Origin of the sequence: Actinacidiphila epipremni, from assembly GCF_012034175.1 — a bacterium.
Taxonomy (GTDB): domain Bacteria; phylum Actinomycetota; class Actinomycetes; order Streptomycetales; family Streptomycetaceae; genus Actinacidiphila; species Actinacidiphila epipremni.
Genome location: NZ_JAATEJ010000003.1, coordinates 278,104 through 300,182, shown reverse-complemented (window position 1 = coordinate 300,182; position 22,079 = coordinate 278,104). Strand labels below are relative to the sequence as shown.

Below are 22,079 nucleotides of genomic sequence, written 5' to 3'. Positions count from 1 at the left end.
TCAGGGGCGGCGGCCCGGGACGAGCGGGGAGCGCGAGGTGGCGGCCCAGTGGTAGAGCGCCATGCCGACGCTGGTGGCGAGGTTGTAGCTGGAGACCTGGGCGCGCATCGGCAGCGACACCAGCGCGGTGGCGCGGGCCCGCAGCTCGGCGGAGACACCGTGCCGCTCCGAGCCGAAGACGACGAGGGCGTCGTCCGGCAGCTCGGTGGCGCGGATGTCGTCGCCGTCCGGGTCGAGGACGTACAGCGGGCCGGGCGGCAGTCCTTCCGGGCCGGTGCGGGCCACCGCCGTCGCGTAGTGCAGCCCGGCGCCGGAGCGTACGGCGTTGGGGTGCCAGGGGTCGAGGTCCCCGGTGGTCACGACGCCGGTGACGCCGAAGCCGGCGGCGAGCCGGACCACGGCGCCGACGTTGCCGAGGTTGCGCGGCTGGTCGAGGACGACGACGGGCGCCTGCCGGGGCAGCGTGTTCAGTACCGCGGCCAGGGCGCCGGGGTCGGGCGGGGCGGCGAGGGCGGCCACGGCGGTGGGGTGGACGCGGGTGACCAGGCCGCGCAGTTCGGCGGCGGGGATCTCGGTGACCCGGTGCGCGAGGGTGGCGGCCAGGTCCGGCGCGAGGTCGGCGGCGAGCCGCAGCAGGGCGGCCTTGTCGCTGCTGACCGCGACGGGGACGTCGGCGCCGAAGCGCAGCGCGTGCTTGAGGGCGTGGAAGCCGTCGAGCAGGACGGCGCCGGCCGCGTGGTCGTGCCACCGCCGTACGGCGGACCGCTCCGCGTCCTGCCGGGATACGGATACGGCCTGCTCGTCGCTCATGCCGTCAGCCTACGGCCGGCGACGGCGCCGCCCCGGCCGGCCGGTGCGGGCCGGACCGGGGCGGGGGGAGCCGGGTCCTTGCGGGGGCGGGCGCGCCCGTCAGATCGGGTCGCTCACCGGCTCGCCCGGCGGCGGGCCCTCCGCGGGCGCCTCGGCGTCCGCGGACCTGCTGCCCGGGATCGCGACGGCGGGCCGCGGCCCGGTGCGGCTCTTCAGCGGGCGGGCGACCTGCTGGCCGAGCCAGCGCAGGAAGCCGGTGGGCAGGAAGACGGCGTCCGCGGCGATCATCGCGAGCGAGAAGAAGGGCAGCCCGAGGACGACCGCGATGGACGCGTGCTCCAGCATCATCGCCGCCAGCAGCACGTTCTTCACCCGCCGGTTGAACAGGGTGAAGGGGAAGGCGACCTGCACGATGACGGTGCCGTAGCTGATCAGCATCACCATCAGCGAATTGCCCGCGAGCGCGTGCGACAGCGACGGCCAGGGGGTGAAGTCGTCCAGGTGGAGCGGGTAGTAGAGGGCGGTGCCGTCCTCCCACTTGCTGCCCTGGATCTTGTACCAGCCGGCCGTGGAGTAGATCAGGCACACCTCGACGACGACGACCAGCATGGCGCCGTTGTGGACGACGTTGGCCATGATGTCGAGCACGGAGCGCGGCTCGCCGGGTGCGTAGCGCCGCACCGCCCACCACAGCGCCTGGAGCAGCAGGCCCGCCCACAGGGCGATCTTCCACTCGGTGCTGAGCTTGCCCGCCGCCGTGGCGAGCACCAGGGCGACGGCGAGCACCACCCACAGGGCGATGCCGACCGGGTCGGCGCCGAGGAGCCGCGAGGAGGGCCTGCCCGCGGAGCCGGTCTCGTCCTCGGCCTCGTTCCTGGCCGCGGCCTCACTCGCCGGCTGGGCCTTGGCCGCGGCGCGGTCCGCGAGCGCGCGGTCCACCGACCAGACCTGGCCGCAGCGGGTGAAGACCAGGTAGATGGCCATGAGGTGGACGACGTTGTCGCCGCCGTCACCCATGAAGACGCTGCGGTTCTGCAGCGAGAGCACGCCGATCATGAAGAGCACCGACGCGGTCCTGGTGCGCCACCCGACCAGCAGCATGGCGCTGCTGACGATGGCGACCGCGTAGACCAGCTCGAACCAGCCGCGGCTGTCGTTCCACAGCAGCGCGGTGAAGGCGTGGTTGCCGGCGACCAGCTGCTTGGCGAGGTCCAGGCTCCAGGGGCTGTCGGGGCCGTAGAGCTCGTCGCGGTGCGGGAATTCCCGCAGCAGGAAGAGCAGCCAGGTCAGCGCGAAGCCGATCCGGACGATCGCGGTCTGGTACGGGCCGAGGGCCGCGCCGGTGATCCGGGTCAGGCCGCGCGCGATGCCGCGGTCGACCGCGAGGCCGAGCCCGGCGAAGGGCGAGGGGACCGGGCCGTCGTCCTCGGCGTGGCCGGCGGGGGTGCGGGGCTCGCTCACGACGCGTTCTCCTGACCGGCCGGTGCCGCGGGGAGGGTCCACCAGGGCAGTTCGCGGTACGTGGTGGTGGTGTCGACCGTCTGGCCGCTCCAGCTGGGCCGGGCGACCGGGGTGACCGCGGCCCTGGCCTGGATGCGGACGACCGTGCCGCCGTTCAGCTCGGTGCCGAGCCGGGCGGCGACGATGTTGCGCAGGTAGGCGTCGCTCAGGTCGCTGCCGCTGCCCGCGGTCGGCTGGTTCTGGTCGTTGTGCGTGTCGGTGTAGTAGCTCCACGCGCGCCGCAGCTCGTTCTGGTCGCTGTGGCTGGGGATGGGGTTGTGCCGCATGTCCGCGACGTCCGCCGCGGTGAGGTCGACCCATCCGGTGGTCTGGGTGGTCCCGTCCGGCTTGCGGACCTCGGCACGCGCCTGCACATGATTGTTCTGCTGGACGGGGTCGGGCGCGAACAGCTTCCAGTTCTGCTCGAACTCCGGATAGATGTACTCCCTGACCGCCGTGGCGTGCTGGGTGCTGAGCGTGTTCGAGGGCGCGACGTGCAGGAACACCATCCCGAGGTGTAGGAGCGCTCCCACGGCGACGGCACCGACGGTCACCGCGACTGCTATTCGGGCGGGCAGCGACAACGTCGCCACCTGGGGCGGGGGCCCCTCCGCTGACTGCATCGTCTCTCCGCTCTCCCGCTCTCCCGCTGTCCGCACCGGGCGGCGCGCCGGGGCAGCACGCTACCCATCCCGAGGTCCGGCGGTGACCTTACCGAGTTATCCACAGGTGACGGAATGCCTTGACACCCACACGACGAGCCACCGACCATGGATGTACCGAACGATCGGTCGGTCGGTTCGGGAAGCGATCGGTCACGCACTCGGGCGAAGGAGGGGTCCGCATGACGACGACGGTGACAACGGCCCAGGCAGACGGGCACGCGACGGCGGATCCGCACGCCCTCGCGGCTGCCTTCGACGCGGCGGTGGCCGACGAGGTCAGGATCGAGCCGCGGGACTGGATGCCGGACGCCTACCGGGACACCCTCGTCCGCCAGATGGCCCAGCACGCCCATTCGGAGATCATCGGCATGCAGCCGGAGGCCAACTGGATCACCCGGGCGCCGTCGCTGCGGCGCAAGGCGATCCTGATGGCCAAGGTCCAGGACGAAGCCGGCCACGGCCTCTATCTCTACAGCGCCACCGAGACCCTGGGCGTCAGCCGGGACGACCTGCTGGACAAGCTGCACGCGGGCCGCCAGCGCTATTCGTCCATCTTCAACTACCCGACGCTGACCTGGGCCGACGTCGGCGCGATCGGCTGGCTGGTGGACGGCGCCGCGATCACCAACCAGGTGCCGCTGTGCCGCTGCTCCTACGGTCCCTACGCGCGGGCCATGGTGCGGATCTGCAAGGAGGAGTCCTTCCACCAGCGCCAGGGCTACGAACTGCTGCTCGCCCTCAGCCGCGGCACCCCGGAGCAGCACGCGATGGCGCAGGACGCGGTGAACCGGTGGTGGTGGCCCTCGCTGATGATGTTCGGCCCGCCCGACGACGAGTCGGCGCACTCCGCGCAGTCGATGGCCTGGCGTATCAAGCGGCACTCCAACGACGAGCTGCGGCGGCGCTTCGTGGACATATGCGTCCCGCAGGCGGAGATCCTGGGCCTCACCCTGCCCGACCCGGACCTGCGGTGGAACGAGGAGCGCGGGGGCTACGACCACGGGCCCATCGACTGGGCGGAGTTCCGCGAGGTGCTGCGGGGGAACGGGCCGTGCAACCGGGAGCGGCTGGAGCGCCGCAGGGCCGCGCACGAGAGCGGGGCATGGGTCAGGCAGGCCGCGGTCGCCTACGCCGCCAAGCAGCGGGAAGCAGGCCGGGCGGCCGGCCACGGAGCGGATCAGGAGGCGGGCGCATGAGCGAGGGGCAGCGGCAGGAGGGCGGCGGCTGGCCGCTGTGGGAGGTCTTCGTCCGCAGCCGGCGCGGGCTCAGCCACACCCACGCGGGCAGCCTGCACGCGCCCGACGCCGAGATGGCCCTGCGCAACGCGCGGGATCTGTACACCCGGCGGGCCGAGGGCGTGTCGATCTGGGTGGTGCCGTCCGCCGCGGTCACCGCCTCCTCCCCCGACGAGAAGGACCCGTTCTTCGAGCCCGCCGCCGACAAGGCGTACCGCCATCCGACCTTCTACGCGATCCCGGAAGGGGTGAAGCACCTGTGAACGCCGCCCTGGCGCTCGGCGACGACGCGCTCGTGCTGGCCCAGCGCCTGGGGGAGTGGGCCGGGAACGCGCCGGTGCTGGAGGAGGACGTCGCCCTCACCAACATCGCCCTGGACCTGCTCGGCCAGGCCCGCACCCTGCTGTCGCTGACCGGTGACGAGGACGAACTGGCCTTCCGCCGCGAGGCCCACGAGTTCCGCAACGTGCAGCTGGTGGAGCAGCCCAACGGCGACTTCGCCGACACCATCGCCCGGCAGCTGTACTTCTCCGTCTACCAGGAGCTGCTGTACGGGGCCCTCGCCGAGGGCGGGAGCGAACTGGCGCCGCTGGCCGGCAAGGCGGTCAAGGAGGTGGCCTACCACCGCGACCACGCCGAGCAGTGGACGCTGCGGCTCGGCGACGGCACGGAGGAGAGCCATCGCCGGATGCAGCGCGCCCTCGGCACGCTGTGGCGCTTCACCGGCGAGCTGTTCGAGCCGCTGGAGGGCCTGGCGGTGGAGCTGCCCGCGCTGCACGCCCCATGGCGCGAGCGGATCGCCGGTGTGCTGGGCCGGGCCACCCTGGAGATACCGGAGGGCGCCGACCGTACGGCGTGGTCGGCCGGGGCGGGCCGGCAGGGCGTCCACACCGAGCCGTTCGGGCGGATGCTGGCCGAGATGCAGTATCTGCACCGCGCGCACCCGGGGGCGTCATGGTGACCGGGAGCGCGCTGGAGGAGGAGCTGCTGCGGCTCGTCGGCGAGGTGCCGGACCCGGAGCTGCCGGTGATATCGCTGGCCGAGCTGGGGGTACTGCGCCGCATAGAGGTCACCGGCCCGGGCCGGGTGGAGGTGGAGCTGACGCCCACCTGGACGGGCTGCCCCGCGCTGGAGGCGATGGCCGCCGACATCACCCGGGTGCTGGCCGAGCAGGGCATGTCCGAGGTCGCGGTGCGCACGGTGCTCGCGCCGGCCTGGACGACCGACGCGATCAGCCCCGAAGGGCGCCGCAAGCTCGCCGAGCACGGGGTCGCGCCGCCGCGCCCCGGTGCGGGCGCGGCCGGCGCCGCGGGCAGGGCCGGCGGGGCGACCGCCGGGAGGCGCCCGGCGCCGGTCGGGGTGGACCTGGCGGTGCGCTGCCCGCACTGCGGCTCCACGCGGACGGTGCTGCTGAGCCGGTTCTCGTCCACCGCGTGCAAGGCGCTGCGCCGCTGCGAGTCGTGCGGCGAGCCGTTCGACCACTTCAAGGAGGTGTGAATGTTCCATCCGCTGCGGGTCGCGGAGGTCAGCCCGCTCACCGACGACGCGGTGACCATCGCCTTCGACGTCCCCGAGGAGTTGCGCGGCGCGTACCGCTACGCGCCCGGCCAGCACATAGCGATCCGCCGCCGGGTGGACGGCGCCGAGATCCGCCGCACCTACTCGCTGTGCGACCCGGTCCCGGCCGCCTCCGGTCCCGGGCCGCGGCGGCTGCGGGTGGGGGTGCGGCTGGTCGAGGCGGGGGAGTTCTCCACGTACGCCCTCAAGGAGCTGGCCGCGGGGGATGTGCTGGACGTGATGACACCGGCCGGGAGGTTCGTGCTGGAGCCGCGGCCGGGGCGGTTCGCCGCGATCGTCGGCGGCAGCGGCATCACCCCGGTGCTGTCGCAGCTGGCGACGCTGCTGGCGCGCGAGCCCGCCGCGACGTGCTGCCTGATCCGCAGCGACCGCACCGCCGCGTCCACGATGTTCCTCGACGAGGTGGCCGAGCTGAAGGACCGCTGGCCCGACCGGTTCCAGCTGGTGCCGGCGCTGTCCCGGGAGGAGCAGCAAACGGGCCTGCCGTCCGGGCGGCTGGACGCCGGGCGGCTGCGGGCGCTGCTCCCCGCGCTGCTGCCGGTCGCGGAGGTCGACGGCTGGTATCTGTGCGGGCCGCTGGGGCTGGTCGGCGCCGCCGAGCGGGCGCTGCGCGACCTCGGCGTACCGCGCTCGCGCGTCCACCAGGAGATCTTCCATGTGGACGAGGCGCCCGGGCGCGCGCCCGCGCCGGCCGCGACGGCCGGCGGCGGGACGGTACGGGCGAGGCTGGACGGCCGGGCCGGCAGCTGGCGCTCGGCCGCCGGCGAGACGGTGCTGGAGACCGTGCTGCGCAACCGCTCCGACGCGCCCTTCGCTTGCAAGGGCGGGGTGTGCGGGACGTGCCGGGCCCGGCTGGTGACGGGCGAGGTGCGGATGGACCGCAACTACGCGCTGGAGCCGGAGGAGACGGAGGCGGGGTATGTGCTGGCCTGCCAGTCGCACCCGCTCACCCCGGAGGTCGAGGTCGACTTCGACGCCTGACCGCGCCCGCGGACCGCGCCCGCGGCCAGGACCGCGGGCCGGCGGCGGGCGGGCGGCGGTGGCTCAGAGGACGAAGCCCTCGGAGCCGTCGCCGGTGACGACCGGGCGGCCGGCGGCCTCCCAGTCGAGCATGCCGCCGTTGACGTTGACGGCGTGCCGGCCCTGCGCGATCAGGTACTGGGTGACCTGCGCGGAGCGCCCGCCGACGCGGCACAGGACGTGAACCGGGGAGCCGTCGGGCACCTCGTCGATCCGGGCGACGACCTCGCCCATCGGGATGTGCACCGCGCCCTCGGCGTGACCGGCCGCCCACTCGTCGTCCTCGCGTACGTCGAGCAGGACCGCGTCGGCCGGTACGGAGCCGGCGTCCACCGAGGGCAGCTGGGAACGGAACATCGGGGTGGGCCTCCTGGACGGCACGGGGAAGTCGGGAAGACGGGCGACGCGGTCCGCACGCCGGCGGCGCCGCTCACTCGCACCGCACGCGGAAGCCGCGTACGACGCGCTCCCGCAAAGCTACCTCAGCCGCCCGCGGGGTCCCGGACGAGTTCGGCAAGCCTCGCCTCGCGCTGCGCGACCTGGGTGAGCAGCTGCTCGGCGATCTCGTTGAGCAGCGCGTCCGGGTCCTCCGGGGCGAGCCGCATCATCTGGCCGATCGCGCTCTCGCCCAGCTCGGCGGCCAGCGCCGACAGCTTCTCCTTGCGCTCGGCCAGCCACTCCAGCCGGCCGTAGAGCACCTCGGCCTCGCCCGGCAGGTCCGCCAGCGGCACGGGGCCGGCCTCCCACTCGGCGGCCAGCGCGTGCAGCGCGTCCTCGTCGGCGTAGGCGTACGCCTCGTTGACCCGGGCGATGAAGGCGCTGCGCCGCTCCTTCTCCCCCTCGTCGTCCTGCGCGAGGTCGGGGTGGGCCTTGCGGACCAGCTCGCGGTAGAGCCGCTGCGCCTCCTTGCCGGGCCGGACCCGGCGCGGCGGGTTGGGGTCCTCGACCGGGCGCACCCCGTCCGAGCCGAGCAGCCCGCCGAAGAGCTCCTCGACGCCCGGCATCGGCATGACCAGCGCCCGGGCCTCCCACGCCCGCTCGATGTCGGCGCGGTCGCCGCTGTGCGCGGCGACGGCCTCGGCGATGAGCGCGTCCAGTTCGTCGAGGCGTGCGTACATGGGGCCGAGCCGCTGGTGGTGCAGCCGGGAGAAGTTCTCCACCTCGACCCGGTAGGTCTCCACCGCGATCTCGAACTCGATCAGCGCCTGCTCGGCCGCACGCACCGCCTTCGCCAGCCGTTCCTGTCCCCCGGGTACGGACACGGCGGCGGCACCGGGCACGGCGGCGGACTCGGTTCCGAAGGTGTTCACCCGGACAGCCTAGGCCCTGCTCCGGATGAACACGCCGGACGGCAAGATCGCCGCACCCGGTGGGAGGTCCGGGGCCGCGGCGGCTCAGCCCTCGGACTCCGCCGCGAGCCGGCCCGAGCCGATCGCCGCCAGGAGGTCCGCGTGATCGGCCTCGGTACGGTCGGCGTAGGCCACCGCGAAGGCCGCGACCGCCTCGTCCAGCTCCTCGTTCTTGCCGCAGTAGCCGGCCACCACCCGCGGGTCCGCGGTGTGCGCGTGCGCGCGGGCCAGCAGCGCGCCGGTCATCCGCCCGTAGTCGTCCAGCAGCCCCGGCGGCAGCGTCGCCGGGTCCACGCTGCCCTTGCGGTTCCTGAACTGCCGCACCTGGTACGGCACCCCGTCCACGTCCGTCCAGCCGAGCAGGATGTCGCTGACGACCTGCATGCGCTTCTGCCCCAGCACCACCCGCCGCCCCTCGTGCTGCGCGGCCTCGGCGGGGAAGCCGGCCTTGGCGACGTAAGGCAGCAGCGCCGACGGGCGGGCCTCCTTGACCTGGAGCACCAGCGGCTCCCCCAGGTGGTCCAGCAGCAGCACCACGTACGACCGGGTGCCGACGCTGCCGGTGCCGACGACCCGGAAGGCGACGTCGTGCACGGCGTACCGCCCCAGCAGCGGCAGCCGGTCCTCGCCGACCGTGCGCAGGTAGCCGTCGAGCCCGGCGGCGACCGCGGCGGCCTCGGCGTCCGGGATCCGCCGCAGTACGGGCGGGGCGTCGGTGAAGCGCCGGGCGCCGCCCTCCCCGGCCACCGTCGAGCGCGCCGCGAACTTCGCGCTGGTGTTGCGGCGGGCCTTCGCCGACACCTGCTCCAGCGTGCCGGCGAGGTCGTGGGCGTCGGCGTGCGCGACGAGCCGCTCGTCGGCGATGGCGTTCCACGCCTCGTGCACCGGGAGCTTCGCCAGCAGCCGCATGGTCCGCCGGTACGCGCCGACCGCGTCGTACGCCGCCGCCCGGCACACGTCCTCGGCGGCGCCCGCCTCCCGGCCGGCCAGCACCAGGGACGTCGCCAGCCGCAGCACGTCCCACTCCCAGGGGCCGCGCACCGTCTCGTCGAAGTCGTTGATGTCCATGACCAGGCCGCCGCGGGCGTCGCCGTAGAGGCCGAAGTTCGCCGCGTGCGCGTCGCCGCAGATCTGGGCGGCGATGCCGGTGACCGGGCGGTCGGCGAGGTCGGCGGCCATCAGCCCCGCCGAGCCGCGCAGGAAGGCGAACGGGCTCGCCGCCATCCGCCCGACCCGCAGCGGGACGAGTTCCGGTATCCGGCCGGCGTTGGACTCCTCGACGGCGGCGACGGCCGCGGTCGGCGCATCGGCCCCGGCCACGACACCGGCCACCACGCCGGCCGCACCCGCCCTGCCGATCGCCGCAGTGACCGCCACACCAGCCGCCCCTGCACCCGCACCCGCACCCGCCGCCGCACCCGTACTCGCCCCCGCACCCGCACCCGCCGCCACGCTCGCCGCCGCATCCCGCCCGGCCCGGTCCCGCCACGTCCACAGCTCGGGCCGGCCGAAGGCCCCGCGCGGCACCCGCTCCCGCAGCGCCTTGCCCTGCTGCTTCGCCGACCGCTCGTGCGGCCAGTGCGCGAAACCCGTCACGTGCGGCACGCGTGCGTTCATCCGACACTCCCCCCGTTCGCCCGCGTCAGCGGACATCCCGTCATGTACCCCACTGCGGGGGTTAATCCGGCTATTCGGTCGCCCCCGCCGCACGATTCGTGCTTGCCTTGAACCCAGGAACCCCGAGGACTCTATTCAGCGGCGAACCGCAGGTGCACGACGTTGGACGACATCACCCGGCAGCGCGCAGCCACCGACGCAGATGATCACACGGAACGTCCCACACCCCAAGAACCGCCCGTCGAAGGCGCAGCGCCCGGCGGCCGGCCGACCGTGCCGGGCCCCGACGGCCGCGGCCTGACCGCACTGCTGCGCCTCGCGGTGCTGTGCGTCGACCCCGACGGACGGATCTCGTACTGGAACCGCGGCGCGGAGGAGCTCTTCGGCCACCGCTGGGAGCATGTCTTCGGCCACCGGGCCGCCGGGCTGCTCACCCCCACCAGGACCGCCACCGGGGCGCCGCTGGCGGCCTCGGGCAGCGCGCGGCAGGACACCCTCGACATCCTCGACGACCTGACCACCTCCGCCTGGGCCGGCGCGCTCGCCGCGGCCGACCGGGACGGCACCGTCAAGGACGTGCTGTGGTGGACGTACCGGATCGCCGAGCCCGGCGGGCGCAGCCTGCTCGCCATCGCCACGCACGGCAGGCCGCTGCGCACCGGCGGGCTGCGGATCGCGCTCGGCGGCCGGCTGCTGCCGTACACCGCGGAGGGCCCGCAGCGGCAGGACATCGCCGTCGCCGCCGTGCTCAGCCCGCCGCCCGACCCCGCGCGGGGGCACGCGCTGACCGCCCGGCTCGGCACGGTACTGCCCGGCGTCAGCCCCGGCCGGCTGGACCGCATCGTCCGGCAGATCGCCCCGCTCGGCCACCCCGCGATCGAGGTCGAGGGCAACGTCAGGCTCCCGGTCACACCGCAGGATTACGCCCAGGTCGCCGCCGCCGCCCGCGCCGACCGCGGCGCCCGCCGCGAGCTGCTGCCCGGACCCCGCCCCGGCCCGGCCACCGCGACCCCCGCGATGAGCACGCCGCGCAATGGCGCGGCCTCCCACAGCGCGGACCGTTCGAGCGCCTCGGCCCTCACCGCCGTCCCGCCCCCGTCCACCGCGGGCCCCGCCGTCCCGCCACTGTCCGCCGCGAGCCCCGCCGACCCGGTGACTTTCGCCGCGCCGCCCCTGCCCCGCCCCGACGCCCCCGTACGCCCCGGGCGCCCCGGGCGCCCGCTGCCCGCCGCCGGCCCCCGCCCCGGACCGCCCCCGGGACCCCGCGGTGATCTGCCGGGCAGCGCCCTGGACGAGCAGCTGTCGCTGCTGCGCGAGACCGGCTCGGTCGTCGGCTCCACCCTCGACCTGCATCTGACCGCCCGTGAGCTGTGCCAGGTCACCGTGCCGCGGTTCGCCGACCTGGCCTCGGTCCTCGTCGTGGACCAGCTCTTCTCCGACACCGAGCCGCTCAAGGACGACCGCGCCTCCGACTCGGTCGTGGTGCGCCGCGTGGCGCTGGCGCACGCGCGCACCGAGGGCGTCATGCCGGGCTGGGAGACGGCGCTGCCGGAGGGCGAGCTGCTGACGCTGCCGGCGCAGGACGCGCGGCCCCGGCTCGGCGAACCGGTCCACGTCCCCGTCGTCGACCCCTCGCTCGCGGCCGACATCGCCGCCGACCTGGGCGTACCGACGCTCGGCGGGCTGCTGGCGGGCCACTCGCTGATACTCGCGCCGCTCACCGCCCGCGGCACCGTGCTCGGCCGGGTGTGCTTCGTGCGCGGCCCCGGGCGCCGCCCCTTCGACGCCCGGGACGCCGCGACCGCCGCCGAGGTCGCCGCCCGCGGCGCCGTCCACCTCGACAACGCGCGGCTGCACCGCCTGGAGTCCCGGGCCGCGGCCACCCTCCAGCGCTCGATGATGCCGACCCGCCCGCCCCGTATCCCCGGTGTGCGGATCGCCCACCACTACATGCCCGGCGACCGGCAGGCGCAGGTCGGCGGCGACTGGTTCGACGCGATCCAGTTGCCGGGCGGCAGGGTCGCGCTGATCGTCGGCGACGTGATGGGCCACGGGCTCCAGGCCGCGGCGGCGATGGGCCAGTTCCGTACCGCGGTCATCACCATGGCGGCGCTGGACCTGCCGCCCGCCCAGCTGCTGCGGCACCTGGACAACCTCGCCCACCGGCTGGGCACCGACCACCTGGCCACCTGCGTCTACGCCGTCTACGACCCGATCAACCGCACCCTGGCGCTCGCCAACGCCGGGCACATCCCGCCGGTGCTGGCCGGCCACGACGGGCGCAGCGAGCTGCTGCAGATCCCGGGCGGCGCGCCGATCGGGGTGGGCGGGGTGCCGTTCGAGACCGTCGAGATCCCGGTGCCGGACGGCAGCTGGCTGGTGCTGTGCACGGACGGCCTGGTGGAAGTGCGCGGCCAGGGCATAGACGCCGGGCTCGCGGCACTGTGCGCGCATGTGATCGAGCCGCAGCAGACGCCCGAGGACGTGTGCGCGCAGATCCTGGGCCGGGTGCACTCGGAGGACCGGCGCGACGACGTGGCCCTGCTGGTCGCGAAGTTCGAGGGCATCGCCCCGCAGGACGTGGTGCAGTGGGCGCTGCGGGTGGACCAGTGCGAGGTGGCGCGGGCCCGCGAGCTGACCCGGCGGCAGCTCGCCGCGTGGGGCCTGGACCGGCTCGCCGACACCGCGGAGCTGCTGGTCAGCGAGCTGGTCACGAACGCGATCCGGGCCGCTTCGTACGAGGTGGAGCTGCGGCTGATGCGGGTCGGCAAGCTGCTGGTCGAGGTCAGCGACGACAACCACAACCTGCCGCAGTTGCAGCGCGCGGACGCCGACGACACCAAGGGGCGCGGGCTCGCGCTGGTGTCGCACATGTCGCGGCGCTGGGGGACCAGCCGCAAGGCGGTCGGCAAGGTCGTGTGGTTCGAACTCAAGCTGCCCAGCTGATATCGTTGCACTCTACAACACAAGTGCACGCAGGGAGGTCGCCGTGCCGCACCGGCCGGGCCGCCGGCCGCCCGCGGGACCGGTGTGAGGAGTCGCCGCCATGGCCGCACGGGAGTCGTCGCTCGACGTCGTCCAGCGTGAACTGACCGCGTTCGCCCGCCGCGCCCGGGCCACCGCGGCGCGTATGCACCCTGAGCTGTCGCTCGTGTCGTACACGATCCTGTCCCACCTGGAGGAGCGGCAGGGCTGCCGGGCCACCGATCTCGCCGCGCACTACATGCTCGACAAGTCCACCGTGAGCCGCCAGGTCGCGGCGCTGGAGAAGATGGGCTTCATCGAGCGCCGGGTGGACGAGAGCGACCACCGGGTGCAGCTGCTGCACCTGGCGCCCGGCGGCGAGGAGATCCTCGCCTCGGCCCGCTCCAGCCGCCAGGAGTCGATCCAGGCCCGGCTCGCCGACTGGGACCCCGAGGACCTCGCGCGCTTCGCCTCCTACCTGGTCCGCTACAACGCGGACGCCGCCGCACACCCGTGAGCCCCGCCCGCCGCCCGGTGCACGGGCGGCGCGGCGGGGCTCGTGGTACGTCGGCGGGTGCCTACGCCGGGCGTCCGCTGCTACGTCAGGGGTCGGCGTACGTCAGAAAACGGGCGTACGTCAGAGGTCGGCGTACGTCAGAGGTTGACGCCGAAGTCCTGCGCGATGCCGCGCAGGCCGGAGGCGTACCCCTGGCCGACCGCGCGGAACTTCCACTCCGCGCCGTTGCGGTACAGCTCGCCGAAGACCATGGCGGTCTCGGTCGAGGCGTCCTCGGTCAGGTCGTAGCGGGCGATCTCCGTGCCGCCGGCCTGGTTGACGACCCGGATGAAGGCGTTGCGCACCTGGCCGAAGCTCTGCTGGCGCGTCTCGCCGTCGTAGATCGAGACCGGGAAGACGATCTTGTCGACCTCGGCGGGGACGGCGGCCAGGTTGACGTTGATCGCCTCGTCGTCGCCCTCGCCCTCACCGGTGAGGTTGTCGCCGGTGTGCTCGACCGAGCCGTCGGGGCTCTTGAGGTTGTTGAAGAAGACGAAGTGCTTGTCGGACACGACCTTGCCGGAGGCGTCGAGCAGCAGCGCGCTCGCGTCGAGGTCAAAGTCCGTGCCGGTGGTCGTACGGACGTCCCAGCCCAGGCCGACGGTGACCGCCGTGAGTCCGGGGGCCTCCTTCGTCAGTGAGACATTGCCGCCTTTGGAAAGGCTGACACCCATGATGGATCTCCCTGCTCATTCCGGCGCGGGCCGCGCCACTTGACGATTCCTTTGCCCAATGGGTCCAACGGACACCACAGTGCCCCGGTTCCCCGCACCCTGCCAGCTATCCGCACCCGGCGTGCCGCCGGGGTCCCCCATGAGCCGGTCCCGGGGTCCTTACGGGCCGGGGTCCTCACGGGCCGGGGCCCCGCGTCAGTCGGCCGGGAGGCGGGCGGCGACCTGGCCGCGGGCCCACTCGGCCCACTCCTGCTGCATGGCGGTCAGCCGCAGGCCGTAGGCGAGGGCGAGCCGGCCGTAGACGGAGATCTGGTCGTCGCCCCAGTCCACCGACGCTTCGAGCCCTTCCAGCTCCTCGTGCTCGGCGGCGGCGCGGTCCGCCTCCAGGCTGAGGTAGGTGATCGCCTCGACCCGGGAGAGGACGCCGAGGAAGAAGACCCGCAGCAGCGTCTCGCTGCGCCGGGTGCGGTCCGGCCGGGTGTCGATCAGCCAGCTGCGCAGCTCGGCCAGGCCCGACTCGGTGATGGCGTATTCCTTACGGCCGCGCGGGCCCTCGGCCGCCACCTCCAGCAGGCCGGCGCCGGCGAGCTTGCCCAGCTCGCCGTAGACCTGGCTCTGCGTGGCCGGCCAGACGTTGGCGAGCGAGGAGTCGAACAGCTTCATCAGGTCGTAGCCGCTGGCCGTGCGATCGGCGAGCAGTCCGAGAACCGCGTGGCGAAGGCTCATGGCACATCATCGTACCTTCCAGTCTCGACAGGTCAACCCTTGACCTTCCACTCTCGACATGTCAGAGTTGGAATACGGCAGCACGCCGGACACACCGACGGCCCGTGGCGCATCCGCACTCGTACTCGCGTCCGACCGCGCCCGGGCCTCTACCGAGGGGGAAAGATGAACTACCTGCGCGGCTTCGTCCCGTGGATCGCCTTCGCCGCCGTCTCGCCGGCCGGCTGGCAGTGGGGTGCGCTGGCCGGCCTGCTGCTGGGGCTGCACCGGGTGGTGCAGGACCGCAGGGCGGGCGTCGCCGCGCAGGCGCTGATCCTGGAGCACAGCACGGTCGTCTGGTTCGCCGCGCTGACCGCCTTCTCCTTCGCCCGCGGCGACAGCCCCGTGCAGCACTACACCGGCGCGCTCTCCCTCGGCTGGCTCGCACTGACCGCCTGGGCCGGGCTGGCGCTGCACCGCCCCTTCACCCTGGGCATAGCCCGCCGCCAGACCCCGCCCGAGCTGTGGGAGAACCCGGTGTTCCTGCGGGTCAACGTGGTGCTGACCACCGCGTGGGCCGCCGCCTTCACCGTCACCGCCGCGCTCCTTGCGGGGGCGAGCGCCGCCCACCTCGGCTCCGCGGTGTCCGTCCCGCTCCAGATAGCCGGCTTCGCCGTCCCCGCGGTCTTCACCGCCCGCTACCCCGAGCGCGTCCGCGCCCGCCTGGCCTGACGCCCCGACCTGTACGCCGGGTCGGACGCCTCCGGCCCGGCAACCCCGTCCGGGCACGCGAAAACCCCCGCCCCGGATCTCTCCGGAACGGGGGCCTCACATGGTGCGCGAGGGGGGAGTTGAACCCCCACGCCCTTTCGGGCACTGGAACCTGAATCCAGCGCGTCTGCCTATTCCGCCACCCGCGCATGGGTGCTGTCGTTCGATGCTCACACATCCGGTGGACTGTTCGGTCCGGGTGAGGTGGAGCGCCTTCCGACATGCAGAAGATTAGCACGGGCCATGGGGTGGAATCACATCCGTTTGGCCCCGGCCGGACCGGGGGTGAACGGGGCGGAGGGAGGGAAGTGACAGGTTGCGGGGAGACGGCACGGGGGTACGCGGTGGTGCGGGACACTGGGGGGACTGGGCACGGAGCCGGACCTACCATCGCTGTGGCGGGGCAAGGGGAAGTGCGGGCGTGTGAGGGTTGACACTGCCTCTGTCCAGCGCGTCCGGGGAACCACTGGTTTTTCCCGAGCGTGGATACGATCAGTAAGCAGTATCGGATTCGACTCGGAGGAAGGCCCGAGGAGGGAGGTGCCCCGTGGGAGTGATGAAGCGCTTTGAGCAGCGGCTCGAAGGCCTGGTGAACGGCACCTTCGCCAAGGTGTTCAAGAGCGAGGTGCAGCCCGTCGAGATCGCCGGCGCACTGCAGCGCGAGTGCGACAACAACGCCACGATCTGGAACCGGGACCGCACGGTCGTCCCCAACGACTTCATCGTGGAGTTGAGCACCCCCGACTTCGAGCGGCTGAGCCCGTACGCGATCCAGCTGGGCGACGAACTGGCCGGCATGGTCAGGGACTACGCCAAGCAGCAGCGCTACACCTTCATGGGCACCATCAAGGTGCACCTGGAGCGGGCCGCCGACCTCGACACCGGGCTCTACCGGGTGCGCAGCCGCACCCTGGCGTCCAGCGAGTCGCAGCACCAGCAGCCGCAGTTCCCGCAGGGGCAGCAGCAGGGCTACCAGGCGCCCTACGCGCAGGCCCCGCAGGGCTATCCGCAGCCGCACGCGGGTTACCCGCCGGCCGGCGGGCAGCCCGTCCCGCACGGCGCCGGCCCGCAGCGCCCGGCCGGCCCGCCGCCGATGCCCGCGGCCCCGCCGCCCGCCGGAGCCCGGCCGCCCGCGGCGGTCACCCGGCTGCCCGGCACCGCGCTGCCGCCCGGGGCACCCGGCGCGTCGCTGCGGCGCTGGATCGAGATCAACGGGGTCCGGCACCAGATCTCCAAGCAGACCCTCGTCCTCGGCCGCTCCACCGAGGCCGACGTGCGGGTGGACGACCCGGGCGTATCGCGCAAACACTGCGAGATCCGGGTCGGCATGCCCTCGCTCGTGCAGGACCTCGGGTCGACAAACGGCATTGTGGTGGACGGGCAGCACACCCAGCGCGCTACGCTCCGCGACGGCTCCCGCATTGTCGTGGGGAGCACCACCATCGTCTACCGGCAAGCCGAAGGGTGAAGCGGGGCCAATGTCAGAGCTGACCCTGACGGTCATGCGGTTGGGTTTCCTCGCCGTTCTGTGGCTGTTCGTGATCGTCGCGGTGCAGGTCATCCGCAGCGACCTCTTCGGGACCCGGGTGACCCAGCGAGCGGGCCGCCGGGACGCCGCCGCGCGGCCCCCGCAGCAGCGCCAGCAGGCCGCGCAGGACCGGCGCGGCCAGCAGCAACCGGCGCAGAGCAGCCGGCAGCGCCGCGGCGCGCCCACCAAGCTGGTGGTCGCCGAGGGGTCGCTGGCCGGCACGACGGTGGCCCTCCAGGGCCAGACCATCACGCTCGGCCGGGCGCACGACTCGACCATCGTCCTCGACGACGACTACGCGTCCAGCCGGCATGCCAGGATCTACCCGGACCGCGACGGCCAGTGGATCGTCGAGGACCTGGGATCCACCAACGGCACCTATCTCGACCGGAACCGGCTCACCACGCCCACGCCGGTCCCGCTGGGTGCGCCGATCCGCATCGGCAAGACCGTCATCGAGCTGCGGAAGTAGTCGCACAATGGGCGAGCGGAGCCACGACGCGCGAGCGAGAGGGTGGGCAGCGTGCGGATGTACCCGGAGCCGACGGGGGAGGTGCGCATGTCTCTGAGCCTGCGTTTCGCCGCCGGTTCGCACAAGGGCATGATCCGCGAGGGGAACGAGGACTCCGGCTACGCCGGCCCCCGTCTGCTCGCGATCGCCGACGGCATGGGCGGCCAGGCCGCCGGTGAGGTCGCCTCGTCCGAGGTGATCTCCACCATTGTCTCGCTCGACGACGACATTCCCGGTTCCGACATCCTGACCTCGCTCGGCTCGGCGGTGCAGCGCGCCAACGACCAGCTGCTCCAGATGGTCCAGGAGGACCCGCAGCTCGAAGGCATGGGCACCACGCTGACCGCCCTGCTGTGGACGGGCCAGCGGCTCGGCCTGGTGCACGTCGGCGACTCCCGCGCGTATCTGCTGCGCGACGGTGTGCTGACCCAGATCACCCAGGACCACACGTGGGTGCAGCGGCTGGTCGACGAGGGGCGGATCACCGAGGAGGAGGCCACCACCCATCCGCAGCGCTCGCTGCTGATGCGGGCGCTGGGCAGCGGTGAGCGCGTCGAGCCGGACCTGTCGATCCGCGAGGTGCGGGTCGGCGACCGCTATCTGATCTGCTCCGACGGCCTGTCCGGCGTGGTCAGCCACCAGACGCTGGAAGACACCCTGGCCGGCTACCAGCCGCCGCACGACACGGTCCAGGAGCTGATCCAGCTCGCCCTGCGCGGCGGCGGCCCCGACAACATCACCTGCATCGTCGCCGACGTGCTCGACACCGACGACGGCGACACCCTGGCCGGCCACCTCAACGACACCCCCGTGGTCGTCGGCGCGGTCGCCGACACCCAGCTGCCGCTCAGCGACGCCCGGCACCTGCAGACCCCGGCCGGCCGGGCCGCCGAGCTCGGCCGCGCACCCCAGCAGCCGGGCCCGGCCGGTGCGTTCGGACCGCCCGGCAGCGGCGGCCCGGTGGCCGCAGCCGCCGGCGGCGCCGCACTCGGCTCCTTCGGCGAGCACCAGGACGACCTCGACAAGCCCCGCAAGAACCGCAAATGGGTCAAGCGCACGGTGATCGGTGTGGTCGTGCTCGCCGTGGTCGCCGGCGGCGGCCTGTACGGGGTGTACGCCTGGGCGCAGACGCAGTATTACGTCGGCGCCAAGGGCGACCATGTCGCGGTCTACCAGGGCATCGACCAGAAGCTGGCCTGGATCCAGCTGTCGAAGCTCCACAAGGACCGCTCCGACATCGAACTGAAGTACCTGCCGGCCTACCAGCGCGACCAGGTGCGCGACACCATCGCGCTCAGCAGCCTCGGCCAGGCCGACGACAAGGCCGACGAGCTGGCCAAGCAGGCCGCGGTCTGCAAGAAGGTCGAGACCTTCCGCACCACCACCGACCAGGCGGCCAAGGCCGCGGAGGCCGCCAAGAAGGCCGAGGACACGGTCAACGGCTCCGGCGGCGCGGCCGGCGCCCCGCTGGCCGGCCAGAAGGGCACCCCCACGACCTCGCCGACGACCAGCCCCACCACCGCGCCGAAGAAGACCACGACCACCCCGACCCCGGCCCAGACGCCGGACCTGACGCCCGACGAGCAGAAGCTGGCCCCGAACTGCACTTCGGGCCAGCAGTAACACCAGGAGGGCTCGGCTCGTCATGAGCGCCAGCAACACCACCACCATCACGTCGGTCGGCGCCCCCAACCGCCGCAACACCGAGCTCGCCCTGCTCGTCTTCGCCGTCCTGATCCCGGTGTTCGCCTACGCGAACGTCGGCCTCGCCAAGAACGGCTCGGTCCCCGCGGGCCTGCTCGGCTACGGCGTGGGGCTCGGCCTGCTGGCGGGGGTGGCGCATCTGCTGGTGCGCAAGTTCGCCCCCTACTCCGACCCGCTGATGCTGCCGATCGCGACGCTGCTCAACGGCCTCGGCCTGGTGCTGATCTGGCGGCTGGACCTGGAGCCGCTCGGGCCGGCGATGGCGCCCAAGCAGCTGATGTGGTCGACGGTCGGCGTGGCGCTGTTCATCGTCGTGCTGGTGTTCCTCAAGGACCACCGCATCCTGCAGCGCTACACGTACATCTCGATGGTCGTCGCGCTGGTCCTGCTGGTGCTCCCGGTGTTCTTCCCGCCCGTCTACGGCGCCCGCATCTGGGTCACGCTGCCCGGTATCGGCTCGCTCCAGCCGGGCGAGTTCGCCAAGATCGTCATCACGGTCTTCTTCGCGGGCTACCTGATGGTCAAGCGGGACGCGCTCGCGCTCGCCAGCCGCCGGGTGATGGGCCTGTACCTGCCGCGTGGCCGCGACCTCGGCCCGATCCTGGTGATCTGGGCGATGAGCCTGCTCATCCTGATCTTCGAGACCGACCTGGGCACGTCACTGCTCTTCTTCGGCCTCTTCGTGATCATGCTGTACGTGGCCACCGAGCGCACCAGCTGGATCGTCTTCGGCCTGCTACTCAGCTCGGCCGGCGCGGTCGCCGTCGCCTCCTCCGAGCCGCACGTCAAGGTCCGGGTCACCAACTGGCTGCACCCGCTGGCGACCGTCAACGGGGACGTCACCGAGACCGCCCAGTCCCGCTACGCCTTCGGCTCCGGCGGCCTGTTCGGCTCCGGGCTCGGCCAGGGCTACTCGCGGCTGATCGGCGGTATCGCCCCCAAGAGCGACTACATCCTGGCCACCGTCGGCGAGGAGCTGGGCCTGGCCGGGGTGATGGCGGTCCTGCTGCTGTACGGGCTGCTGATCGAGCGGGGCATACGCACCGCGCTCGCCGCCCGTGACCCGTTCGGCAAGCTGCTGGCCATCGGCCTGTCCGGCGCGTTCGCGCTCCAGGTCTTCGTGGTGGCCGGCGGGGTGACCGGGCTCATCCCGCTGACCGGCATGACGATGCCGTTCATGGCCCAGGGCGGCTCCTCGGTGATCGCCAACTGGGCGCTCGTCGCGATCCTGCTGCGGATCAGCGACACCGCGCGGCGGCCGGCCCCGAGCCCCGCGCCCTCCCCCGACGCCGAAGCGACCCAGGTGGTGCGAAGCCAGTGAACAAGCCGCTGCGACGGGTCGCGGTCTTCTGCGGCCTGCTCGTCCTCGCCCTGCTGCTGCGGGTGAACTACGTGCAGTTCGTGCAGGCCGGCCAGCTGGCCAACGACCCGAAGAACCGCCGGGTCGCGATCAACCAGTACGCCCAGCCGCGCGGCGACATCATCGTCGACGGCAAGGCGATCACCGGCCACACCGAGACCACCGGCAGCGACTTCAAGTACAAGCGCACCTACACCGACGGGGCGATGTGGGCGCCGGTCACCGGCCACGCCTCGCAGGCGTACGGCACCACGTTCCTGGAGGGCGTCGAGGACAAGTTCCTGACCGGCGACGACGACCGGCTGTTCTTCAACCGCACCATCGACCTGCTCACCGGCAAGCAGCGGCAGGGCGGCAACGTGGTGACCACGCTCAACCCCAAGGCGCAGAAGGCGGCCTTCACCGGGCTCGGCGACAAGAAGGGCGCGGTCGTCGCGCTGGACCCGCAGACCGGCGCGATCCTGGCGATGGCGAGCACCCCCTCGTACGACCCCTCGACGATCGCCGGGAACTCGCTGACCGACCAGAAGAACTGGATCGCGCTCGACAAGAAGAACAACCCCGACGACCCGACGCAGAACCGGGCGCTGCGCATCAGCTACCCGCCGGGCTCGACGTTCAAGCTGGTCACGGCCGCGGCGGCGCTGGAGAACGGGAAGTACCCCGACATCGACGCGAAGACGACCTCGCCCGACCCGTACACCCCGCAGGGCACCACCGTTCCGCTGCGGAACGAGGGGCACATCAAGTGCAAGGACGTCTCGCTGCGCGATGCGCTGAAGGTGTCCTGCAACACCGTCTTCGGCAAGCTCGGCGCCGACCTCGGTGAGAAGGCGATGCTGGACGAGGCCGAGAAGTTCGGCTTCAACAAGGAGCAGTTCGTGCCGGTGCGGGCCGCCGCGAGCAACTTCGACACCGACATGAGCACCGACAAGGTCGCCCAGTCCTCCATCGGCCAGTACGACACCGCCGCCACCCCGCTGCAGATGGCGATGGTCGCCTCGGCCATCGCCAACAACGGGGTGCTGATGCAGCCCTACGAGGTCGACAAGCTCGTGGCGCCCAACCTCAGCACCATCTCCCAGACCACGCCCAAGGAGATGAGCAAGCCGCTGTCGCCGGAGAACGCGCAGAAGCTCCAGTCGATGATGGAGACCGTGGTCAACGACGGCACCGGCAAGAACGCCAAGATCGCGGGCGTGCGGGTCGGCGGCAAGACCGGCACCGCGCAGCACGGCGTGAACAACGACAAGGCGCCCTACGCCTGGTTCGTCTCCTACGCGATGACCGACCACGGCTCCCCGGTCGCGGTCGCCGTCGTCGTCGAGGACGGCTCGGCCAACCGCGACGACATCAGCGGCGGCGGCCTCGCCGCACCGATCGCCAAGGCCGTCATGGAAGCGGTACTGAACAAGTGACCGCCCCGGTGAGACGAACGTCACGCGTGTTGCGGCGCCCGTTCACATACCGGTCGGGTATCGGCGCACCGCTCGGGCACGGCCCAGCGAGTACGGCCCGGTACCGTAGCTCCG

Annotated in this window: 21 protein-coding genes and 1 tRNA gene; 13 read left to right on the top strand and 9 right to left on the bottom strand. The window is 73.0% G+C overall.

Features of this window, described 5'->3' with window-relative positions; translation table 11 throughout:
• The 3 genes from HCN08_RS06495 to HCN08_RS06485 form a co-directional block, all read right to left on the bottom strand.
• Positions 1–810 carry a TrmH family RNA methyltransferase gene (locus HCN08_RS06495; protein ID WP_167981899.1) on the bottom strand — a complete coding sequence of 270 codons (810 nt, stop codon included), beginning with the start codon at positions 808–810 and terminating at the stop codon, positions 1–3.
• 99 nt (positions 811–909) lie between these two features.
• Positions 910–2,271: an HTTM domain-containing protein gene (locus HCN08_RS06490; protein WP_407648688.1), complete on the bottom strand. Its 1,362-nt coding sequence runs from the start codon at positions 2,269–2,271 to the stop codon at positions 910–912.
• Positions 2,268–2,933 (bottom strand): DUF5819 family protein, encoded by a 666-nt coding sequence (locus tag HCN08_RS06485; RefSeq protein ID WP_167981898.1) that lies wholly within the window; start codon positions 2,931–2,933, stop codon positions 2,268–2,270. The genes HCN08_RS06490 and HCN08_RS06485 overlap by 4 nt, the downstream gene beginning before the upstream one ends.
• A gap of 221 nt (positions 2,934–3,154) precedes the next feature.
• Between HCN08_RS06485 and paaA the strand changes: the two genes are divergently transcribed.
• Genes paaA through HCN08_RS06460 form a run of 5 tightly spaced genes read left to right on the top strand, consistent with a single transcriptional unit; the run spans position 3,155 to position 6,769 of the window.
• The gene (gene paaA / locus HCN08_RS06480; RefSeq protein WP_206318424.1) at positions 3,155–4,171 is read left to right on the top strand and encodes a 1,2-phenylacetyl-CoA epoxidase subunit PaaA; all 1,017 of its coding nucleotides are present in this window, start codon (positions 3,155–3,157) and stop codon (positions 4,169–4,171) included.
• Entirely contained in the window at positions 4,168–4,473 is a 306-nt protein-coding gene (paaB, locus tag HCN08_RS06475) for a 1,2-phenylacetyl-CoA epoxidase subunit PaaB (RefSeq protein WP_167981897.1), read from the top strand. The genes paaA and paaB overlap by 4 nt, the downstream gene beginning before the upstream one ends.
• On the top strand, positions 4,470–5,171 hold the full coding sequence (paaC, locus tag HCN08_RS06470; protein WP_167981896.1) for a 1,2-phenylacetyl-CoA epoxidase subunit PaaC: 702 nt from the start codon (positions 4,470–4,472) through the stop codon (positions 5,169–5,171). Before paaB ends, paaC begins: the two co-directional genes overlap by 4 nt.
• Entirely contained in the window at positions 5,165–5,707 is a 543-nt protein-coding gene (gene paaD, locus HCN08_RS06465) for a 1,2-phenylacetyl-CoA epoxidase subunit PaaD (protein WP_167981895.1), read from the top strand. The genes paaC and paaD overlap by 7 nt, the downstream gene beginning before the upstream one ends.
• On the top strand, positions 5,708–6,769 hold the full coding sequence (locus tag HCN08_RS06460) for a 2Fe-2S iron-sulfur cluster-binding protein (protein ID WP_167981894.1): 1,062 nt from the start codon (positions 5,708–5,710) through the stop codon (positions 6,767–6,769).
• Between the two features lie 63 nt (positions 6,770–6,832).
• Here the strand turns inward: HCN08_RS06460 and HCN08_RS06455 are convergent, their stop codons facing one another.
• The 3 genes from HCN08_RS06455 to HCN08_RS06445 form a co-directional block, all read right to left on the bottom strand.
• The gene (locus HCN08_RS06455) at positions 6,833–7,165 is read right to left on the bottom strand and encodes a rhodanese-like domain-containing protein (protein WP_167981893.1); all 333 of its coding nucleotides are present in this window, start codon (positions 7,163–7,165) and stop codon (positions 6,833–6,835) included.
• 125 nt (positions 7,166–7,290) lie between these two features.
• Positions 7,291–8,118, bottom strand: coding sequence for a J domain-containing protein (locus HCN08_RS06450; protein ID WP_167981892.1), 828 nt, complete (start codon positions 8,116–8,118; stop codon positions 7,291–7,293).
• Between the two features lie 84 nt (positions 8,119–8,202).
• Entirely contained in the window at positions 8,203–9,774 is a 1,572-nt protein-coding gene (locus tag HCN08_RS06445) for a DUF2252 domain-containing protein (RefSeq protein WP_167981891.1), read from the bottom strand.
• 162 nt (positions 9,775–9,936) lie between these two features.
• Between HCN08_RS06445 and HCN08_RS06440 the strand changes: the two genes are divergently transcribed.
• Together HCN08_RS06440 and HCN08_RS06435 are read left to right on the top strand one after the other, a co-directional pair.
• Complete coding sequence (locus HCN08_RS06440; protein ID WP_240969808.1) at positions 9,937–12,720, top strand: SpoIIE family protein phosphatase; 2,784 nt, start codon at positions 9,937–9,939, stop codon at positions 12,718–12,720.
• Positions 12,721–12,820: 100 nt separating this feature from the next.
• Positions 12,821–13,255 carry a MarR family winged helix-turn-helix transcriptional regulator gene (locus HCN08_RS06435; protein ID WP_167981890.1) on the top strand — a complete coding sequence of 145 codons (435 nt, stop codon included), beginning with the start codon at positions 12,821–12,823 and terminating at the stop codon, positions 13,253–13,255.
• Between the two features lie 137 nt (positions 13,256–13,392).
• On the opposite strand, the gene HCN08_RS06430 is transcribed toward HCN08_RS06435, so the two are convergent.
• A complete protein-coding gene (locus HCN08_RS06430) occupies positions 13,393–13,968 on the bottom strand; it encodes a TerD family protein (RefSeq protein WP_167981889.1) in 576 nt (191 codons plus the stop codon).
• Between the two features lie 195 nt (positions 13,969–14,163).
• Positions 14,164–14,694: a PadR family transcriptional regulator gene (locus HCN08_RS06425; protein ID WP_167981888.1), complete on the bottom strand. Its 531-nt coding sequence runs from the start codon at positions 14,692–14,694 to the stop codon at positions 14,164–14,166.
• A gap of 165 nt (positions 14,695–14,859) precedes the next feature.
• On the opposite strand from HCN08_RS06425, the gene HCN08_RS06420 reads away from it, so the two are divergent.
• Complete coding sequence (locus HCN08_RS06420) at positions 14,860–15,405, top strand: hypothetical protein (RefSeq protein WP_167981887.1); 546 nt, start codon at positions 14,860–14,862, stop codon at positions 15,403–15,405.
• A 101-nt stretch (positions 15,406–15,506) separates the two neighbouring features.
• Here the strand turns inward: HCN08_RS06420 and HCN08_RS06415 are convergent.
• Positions 15,507–15,593, bottom strand: a tRNA-Leu gene (locus HCN08_RS06415).
• A 398-nt stretch (positions 15,594–15,991) separates the two neighbouring features.
• Here HCN08_RS06415 and HCN08_RS06410 point away from each other — a divergent pair.
• The 5 genes from HCN08_RS06410 (at position 15,992) to HCN08_RS06390 (ending at position 21,965) form a co-directional block, all read left to right on the top strand.
• Positions 15,992–16,912 carry an FhaA domain-containing protein gene (locus HCN08_RS06410; protein WP_167981886.1) on the top strand — a complete coding sequence of 307 codons (921 nt, stop codon included), beginning with the start codon at positions 15,992–15,994 and terminating at the stop codon, positions 16,910–16,912.
• A gap of 10 nt (positions 16,913–16,922) precedes the next feature.
• A complete protein-coding gene (locus HCN08_RS06405; protein ID WP_167981885.1) occupies positions 16,923–17,444 on the top strand; it encodes an FHA domain-containing protein FhaB/FipA in 522 nt (173 codons plus the stop codon).
• 87 nt (positions 17,445–17,531) lie between these two features.
• Complete coding sequence (locus HCN08_RS06400; RefSeq protein WP_206318423.1) at positions 17,532–19,106, top strand: Stp1/IreP family PP2C-type Ser/Thr phosphatase; 1,575 nt, start codon at positions 17,532–17,534, stop codon at positions 19,104–19,106.
• A gap of 22 nt (positions 19,107–19,128) precedes the next feature.
• Positions 19,129–20,508, top strand: a complete 1,380-nt coding sequence (locus tag HCN08_RS06395; protein WP_167981883.1) for an FtsW/RodA/SpoVE family cell cycle protein — start codon at positions 19,129–19,131, stop codon at positions 20,506–20,508.
• Complete coding sequence (locus HCN08_RS06390; RefSeq protein WP_167981882.1) at positions 20,505–21,965, top strand: peptidoglycan D,D-transpeptidase FtsI family protein; 1,461 nt, start codon at positions 20,505–20,507, stop codon at positions 21,963–21,965. Before HCN08_RS06395 ends, HCN08_RS06390 begins: the two co-directional genes overlap by 4 nt.
• Positions 21,966–22,079 lie beyond the last annotated feature (114 nt).

What these genes read in the sequence shown, in the direction of transcription:
- HCN08_RS06445 (WP_167981891.1), bottom strand. Translation starts at nt 9,774, where the DNA reads ATGAACGCACGCGTGCCGCACGTGACGGGTTTCGCGCACTGGCCGCAC.
- paaD (WP_167981895.1), top strand. Translation starts at nt 5,165, where the DNA reads ATGGTGACCGGGAGCGCGCTGGAGGAGGAGCTGCTGCGGCTCGTCGGC.
- paaA (WP_206318424.1), top strand. Translation starts at nt 3,155, where the DNA reads ATGACGACGACGGTGACAACGGCCCAGGCAGACGGGCACGCGACGGCG.
- HCN08_RS06420 (WP_167981887.1), top strand. Translation starts at nt 14,860, where the DNA reads ATGAACTACCTGCGCGGCTTCGTCCCGTGGATCGCCTTCGCCGCCGTC.
- HCN08_RS06485 (WP_167981898.1), bottom strand. Translation starts at nt 2,933, where the DNA reads ATGCAGTCAGCGGAGGGGCCCCCGCCCCAGGTGGCGACGTTGTCGCTG.
- HCN08_RS06460 (WP_167981894.1), top strand. Translation starts at nt 5,708, where the DNA reads ATGTTCCATCCGCTGCGGGTCGCGGAGGTCAGCCCGCTCACCGACGAC.
- HCN08_RS06430 (WP_167981889.1), bottom strand. Translation starts at nt 13,968, where the DNA reads ATGGGTGTCAGCCTTTCCAAAGGCGGCAATGTCTCACTGACGAAGGAG.
- HCN08_RS06455 (WP_167981893.1), bottom strand. Translation starts at nt 7,165, where the DNA reads ATGTTCCGTTCCCAGCTGCCCTCGGTGGACGCCGGCTCCGTACCGGCC.
- HCN08_RS06425 (WP_167981888.1), bottom strand. Translation starts at nt 14,694, where the DNA reads ATGAGCCTTCGCCACGCGGTTCTCGGACTGCTCGCCGATCGCACGGCC.
- paaB (WP_167981897.1), top strand. Translation starts at nt 4,168, where the DNA reads ATGAGCGAGGGGCAGCGGCAGGAGGGCGGCGGCTGGCCGCTGTGGGAG.
- HCN08_RS06405 (WP_167981885.1), top strand. Translation starts at nt 16,923, where the DNA reads ATGTCAGAGCTGACCCTGACGGTCATGCGGTTGGGTTTCCTCGCCGTT.
- HCN08_RS06435 (WP_167981890.1), top strand. Translation starts at nt 12,821, where the DNA reads ATGGCCGCACGGGAGTCGTCGCTCGACGTCGTCCAGCGTGAACTGACC.
- HCN08_RS06400 (WP_206318423.1), top strand. Translation starts at nt 17,532, where the DNA reads ATGTCTCTGAGCCTGCGTTTCGCCGCCGGTTCGCACAAGGGCATGATC.
- HCN08_RS06495 (WP_167981899.1), bottom strand. Translation starts at nt 810, where the DNA reads ATGAGCGACGAGCAGGCCGTATCCGTATCCCGGCAGGACGCGGAGCGG.
- HCN08_RS06395 (WP_167981883.1), top strand. Translation starts at nt 19,129, where the DNA reads ATGAGCGCCAGCAACACCACCACCATCACGTCGGTCGGCGCCCCCAAC.